This is a genomic window from Novipirellula sp., assembly GCF_041583735.1.
Classification (GTDB): domain Bacteria; phylum Planctomycetota; class Planctomycetia; order Pirellulales; family Pirellulaceae; genus Novipirellula.
Window position 1 is genome coordinate 1 of record NZ_JBFHFD010000579.1, and the last position, 5,606, is coordinate 5,606.

The following is a 5,606-nucleotide window of genomic DNA, read 5'->3' on the forward strand; positions in this document are numbered from 1 at the left end:
GGACAATTTATCCATCACCCGAACTTTGGCAAACAGTTGCAGCAGGCGATGGATCAACTGGGAATCAAAAACGTGTACGTCCACACGTCGACCGCAGGCAAGCGGAATCCACAATCGGAAATGCTCGATTTTTTCCGCGACGCATTTGCAAAGGTCGTCGATTAAGCGGGACACGCTGCACAGTCGTTTGGTGAAAGCGTGCGTTTCCTGTAGCGAAACACGTTATGTAGATGTAGCGAAACTCGCCAAGAGTTTCGGTCCCCCCCCCCTCCAATTCGTCTGCCGCACCGACGAAAGTCACGCGAGACTTTCGCTACTGCATTGCGGCCCAATGCCATCGACGTTGGTGACTTCGCGTGCCGGCGATGCCTACGGTACGATGCCTACGGTACGATGTCGCCGAGCACCAGGATTTGGCCGACCCGAACGTTCGTTCCTTGATATTTCGGCGATTTCAATTCGACCTCGGGATCTTTTAGACGGAACGCGACGCTTTGCCGATCAGGCTGCTCCGAGTCGACTTCGACCGTGACCGTATGAACTTGGTTTGGATCGAGTCCACCGGCGACCTGAACCGTTGCGATCCGGTGATAGGTACAGTAACTATCGAAACGAGGTACCACTTTCGGCATCCGCTTGCCATCGACTGTGATGATCAATTGGCCGCCATCGGGGCCTAGTAAGTCGTACAGTTTGACCGAAGAGCCACGGAACCGGAACGTTAACTTGCTGCCTGGTTCGGTGGCCTCCCACAACGTCCCCATACGATTCCCGAAACGTTTCGACAGCGTGTCGTCTTCCGCAAGTTGCTTCCATTCGGGCGAGAGCATTTTCTTGGCGATCGGCACCATTTTGGCGGCCTGCAAATGATCCTCGACAAACGGCTTTTCGAGTTTGGGTTCGTGATCGATCGGCTCGGATGTTTTGCTGATCTGATGAATCGCATCGGCGACGATTTCGGCGTAAATTTCGTGGCCAGCGTCAAGCGGATGAACCCCGTCTTTTGAGAACGGGATCACTCCGTTACCGGCGGGTTCGTCGGATTGAAACACTAGCTTGCCTGCGGCTTCGAGTTCGACGATTTGCTTGGCAAAATTGATAGAAGGGATTCCGTAGTGGTCTGCCAACAGTTCCATGGCCGATGCCGCACGCGGACTGAAACCCTTTCGCAGGTCGTTTTCGTAACCGGTGCGGTAGGTATAGACAAAACAGATGTCGGTCCGCGAGTTGGCGGCCCAGGTTTGGCGCACGATGCCTTCCATCGCTTTCCAAATTTGCTCGGGGGCCGCGCCGCCGTCGTTTACGGCAAATTCGACGAACAGCAAATCGGGTTTGTGCCGCAGTGCATCCCGTTCGACCCGAAACACACCGAGATCGCTGCCGGTTCCCCCGATCGCAGCGTGGATTTCCGAGACATCGGATTGGGGGAACTCTTTCGCAAACCACTCTCGTGTTTTGACCCGCCATCCGCTGGCCGCAGTAATCGAACCGCCCAAATAGCCGATGCGGACCGGTTTTCCCTCTCGAAGTTTCGCCAAAACGTTGCCGAGCCCATCGCGAGGACGGACAAGTTCCGCTTTGACCGGAGCGAATGTTGGATTGTCGGCACAAACCAGGCCTGCGTTCGCGACGAACACCGACAGCACGAATGCGGTTGCAAATATTGACAGAAATTTCAAGTTTTCAGCGAGCGTTCTCATGGGTGATCTCGGTGGGAAGATTGGTTAGCTGATTTGGCAGTGGCGTGTGCGGCAGAAATTTGCCGAGGTCAAGCCGAGACTTACGGAATGGCGTGGCGAAACGAATCTTTGGTCAGACCGATTGTGTCGAATGGGATCGGTTGGAACGACGCCGCGGCGGCACGAACTCGGGTGTCATCGATTTGGGTAAGTGCTGTTTCGTCTTCGGGGGCAAACCCGATCATGATCGGTTCTTGATCGGTACCGGCAACGTTTTTGAAACCGTCGATATCGGGAGCCATCGCGATGCCATCAGCGGTCCCGTGGGTGTTCAGTACGACATTATCGCTGATCTGTAATTTTGCTAAGACCTTTTTGACATTGGAGTCAAAATTCCAAACCTGCTTGGAACAATTGACAAAAATGTTTCGCTTGAATTCGTTGTGAAGTGGTTCTCGTGGCGAGTCGTCCATGATCACTGCGAGCGTGGGGTAACGTTTGCTCCAAGGCGGTGCCTGGTAATTCATTTCTTTTGCTTTGCGCTCGAGTTGCCAGCTGTTGTCCGTGGGACTGTTCCATTGTTTCCAAGTCATGCCGCGTGAATCGAGGTGCATTCCAATCGGGCAATCGATCACCAAGTTGTTGAGGATGCGATTGTCGCGACCGCCGCCGATCATGATGGCACGGCCGGCGCGAAAGAACACGTTTCCTTCGACCGTGTCACCGCTATCGCAATCGTCCAGGTAGACGCCCATGGTATTGACGTGAGTCGAATCGCCGCCTCCGAGATCGTGGATGTAGTTGTGACGCAGAATGTTGCCTTGGCTGGTCCAATCACGGCCGGTATAGAACGCGCCCGAGTCGCCGGTTTCCATCACAACGCGATAGATTTCATTGCGTTCGAAACGATGCTCGTTGCCGCTATACTGGATCGCATTGTGGGGCGCATCGTGGATGCAATTGTTCGTGACAATTTGTCCACAACCGTGAACCCCAATCCCCGGAGCGTACGATCGTTGGAATAACCCGTAGTGGTGAATATGGTTATTGATGGCGCGATTGTTTGCGGGTGTTAACGATTTGCGGTCACCGCCGTTGAGCGAAACACCCGCCGTGCCCAAATTATAGAGGTCGCACGATCGAACGGTGTTGTTGGATCCGTCGATCGAAATCCCACCACGGGCGAGATTGGCGATCACGCAACCCGCGATCTCAATCGATTCAGCACGCTTCATCACAACGCCGTCACCATGGCTGTATTCAAGGGCCAACCCATGAAACTTCACATGTTTGGTGTTGTCAATTCGAAAGAGCGGTTGGTCGAGGGTTGCCAATTCAACAAAGGCACTTGCGAAATCGGATTCGGGATAGTAGTACAGTTTTCCAGCATTTCGATCGATGTACCACTCGTCCGGTGAGTCGAGTTCTGCGAGCGTGTTGAAGGCGAAGAAGCGACGTTTCGCGGCGCCCCAAGTGCCCGCCATGATTCCATAGTTATGCGGGGCAGCAAGTTTGATGATTTGGTTCGCATCGTCATAGGAATCAATGCGAATCACTTCGTCGTACCAATCGTGGGTCCAATATCCTTGCAACCACACTCCCGCTTCGAGATTCCAGCGTGCGGGACGAGGATCGTTAAATTCGAAGGATCCTCCGCGTGGCTTTTGGCGTGTTGCGTCTGCGGAATTCGGCTCGGCGAGGCCCGAATCGATCGCCTTGCTGAAACTAGCCCAACCCTGCTCGGGCGTATTAAGATTCGGCCAGCGAGCAAGCGGCTTTGGGTGGCGATTGACATACAGCCACGGAGCGTTCGGAACGCCCCGAAACGCGGTCTTCAAAGGTGGGAATGCAGCGGAAGCTTTTGTTGAAACATCACACACAAGGATCTTGTCGCGGGCCGTTTCGTCAAGTTGTGAGCGGATTGCATCGTCGGACACTGCGGAAAATGCGGCGGGGGAAAGTGCAATGCTGCCGCGGATCCGCACGCTGCCCGGTTGCATCGCCCGATAGACGACCGGGGCATCGGCGGTGCCACCATCTTCGGCGGTCAAATGAAACGAAGCACTCAACCGATAAACGCCGGGTTCGATTTGAACGGTCACTGATTGATTCGGTTTTAGGTCGCCCGATTTACGCGCGGCACGGATCCCGTCGCGTGCCTGAGTCAAATTTTGAAACGGAGACGACGCAGTGCCATTGCCGTTGGACGCGGCATCGGCCGAGACATAGAAAATGACGCCATCGTGTGATGGAGTCGCGTCTGTATCTTGCAGCGGTTCCGCGTTAGCGAATGCAGAAACGCAAAGCAATGCGAGTGCAACCAATAGTAGAGGGGCAGCGATTCGATGGTTCATCAGTTTGGCGGATCGGAAAGGGACAGCGGAGTGTGGAGAGGGAAAGCAAAGGTGAGGCAGGAAGTTGCGAATGGGCGAACGGTGTAACAACGCATTCTTATTCGTTGTGCATTTTGACGTCATCCAAGAAAAATGCGGCGTCGCTGCGAGCGGTTGCGATGAATCCAACCCATCGTGTGTCGGTCCAATTGGGGGCACATTTTAGATCGGTCACCACGTGGCGATCGCCATTGGGCAACACGAACGTGGCCGTCCATTGACTGTTCGGTTTGCCTTGGGGGGCTTCCATCGTGACGTCGACCCACGTGTCGGCGTCGATGTCGATCAGTTTTCGTCCGCGACTGGTGATCGCGGAATCGGTGAACTGCAGCACAGGACCTGTTTGGTATGGCCGAGTGTTGCTACGCCATTCGCAGGAAACCGCCACGGACGGTTGTAAACGGATACGGAAACTCAAACGCGATTTGCCCTCGGTGTAATCGGGTTGCCAATAGAAATGGGGATTGTACACGGCTTTCATATCGGCGGCGTCTTGGACTTTTAAGGACCGTCCGTTTCCTTGCGGCGTCGGGACCACGCCGATCATCGAATGACGTCCTTCCTGTTGCAACGTCGCGATCCCTAGCAGCGACACCGGGTTGTCGGTATCAAAATCGTCGTCCACGTCGATCGGTGCCGATGGTGGGACGACGTAGGGTTCGCGAAACTTGGTGGCAGCCGCGAGATCCTTCCATGCTTGGTCGCCTTGAACCCCGGCAAGTGTGGTGTCGAAAGGGACGAAACCAATCTTGGCTGCTGGCGACCCCGCTCGCAACGTGAAGTCGCGATTATCTGGATCGACGAACATCGGATCGGCAACGATCGAATCTTGATCGTGTCCGGCGTCACGCCATTGCTGCCACGTTTTACCGGCAAAGTCAATCGTTTGGCCACCGGAACGCCAATACAGATTATGGTTCATGGCGACTTTAGAACCGTTTTGCCAACCCGAGTAACCGAGCAGCCGACCGTCGTCAAAGTAGACTAAGTTCCGTTCGAATGTGAACGACAAATGCGGTTCGGCGCGAGTCACCGCGACTTGGCCTTCTTCGGAAAACGCCAGAATGTTATTGCGAACGATGTTTTCGCGGCCGTAGTGTTGATGGAAGCCTCCGTCACGAACGTCGTGGACCAAGTTGTTTTCGAAAATGATGTTGGAACTGCCCTCGTCGGGATAAAGTCCCCATCCGCCGTAACGGGTTGCATAGACATCGTGAATCACGTTATGGCTGACCGAGGTGCCTTCGCTTGGCCCCAACGTGTAAACACCGCCCATGTCGCTGAGGATGCGGTATCCGATGTGATGCAAGTGGTTGTATTCAATGCGGTTGCGTTTCGCACCGCTTTCGGCGTAGCCCCAACGCCACCCCACCGAGACGGCGGTGTAGTAGAAATCGGCTACGTCGCAGTGGGTGATCGCATTATCGCTGCTGTGACCAATCCAAACACCCACGGCGTGCGGCAGGATCCGTCCGCCGCTGTGCAGGATACAGTTGTCAACGGTGATGCCGCCGGTGCGAACCGGTTCTGGCAC

The 5,606-nt window shown here is 55.0% G+C and carries 3 protein-coding genes; all 3 read right to left on the bottom strand.

The genetic code is table 11. From position 1 onward, the window contains the following. Positions 1-383 precede the first annotated feature (383 nt). The gene (locus ABX962_RS28695) at positions 384-1,700 is read right to left on the bottom strand and encodes a GDSL-type esterase/lipase family protein (protein WP_372724624.1); all 1,317 of its coding nucleotides are present in this window, start codon (positions 1,698-1,700) and stop codon (positions 384-386) included. An 80-nt stretch (positions 1,701-1,780) separates the two neighbouring features. Next, a complete protein-coding gene (locus ABX962_RS28700) occupies positions 1,781-4,033 on the bottom strand; it encodes a right-handed parallel beta-helix repeat-containing protein (RefSeq protein ID WP_372724626.1) in 2,253 nt (750 codons plus the stop codon). Between the two features lie 97 nt (positions 4,034-4,130). Continuing rightward, positions 4,131-5,606 (bottom strand): right-handed parallel beta-helix repeat-containing protein (locus tag ABX962_RS28705; protein ID WP_372724628.1); only part of this gene is annotated, 1,476 nt, incomplete at its 5' end.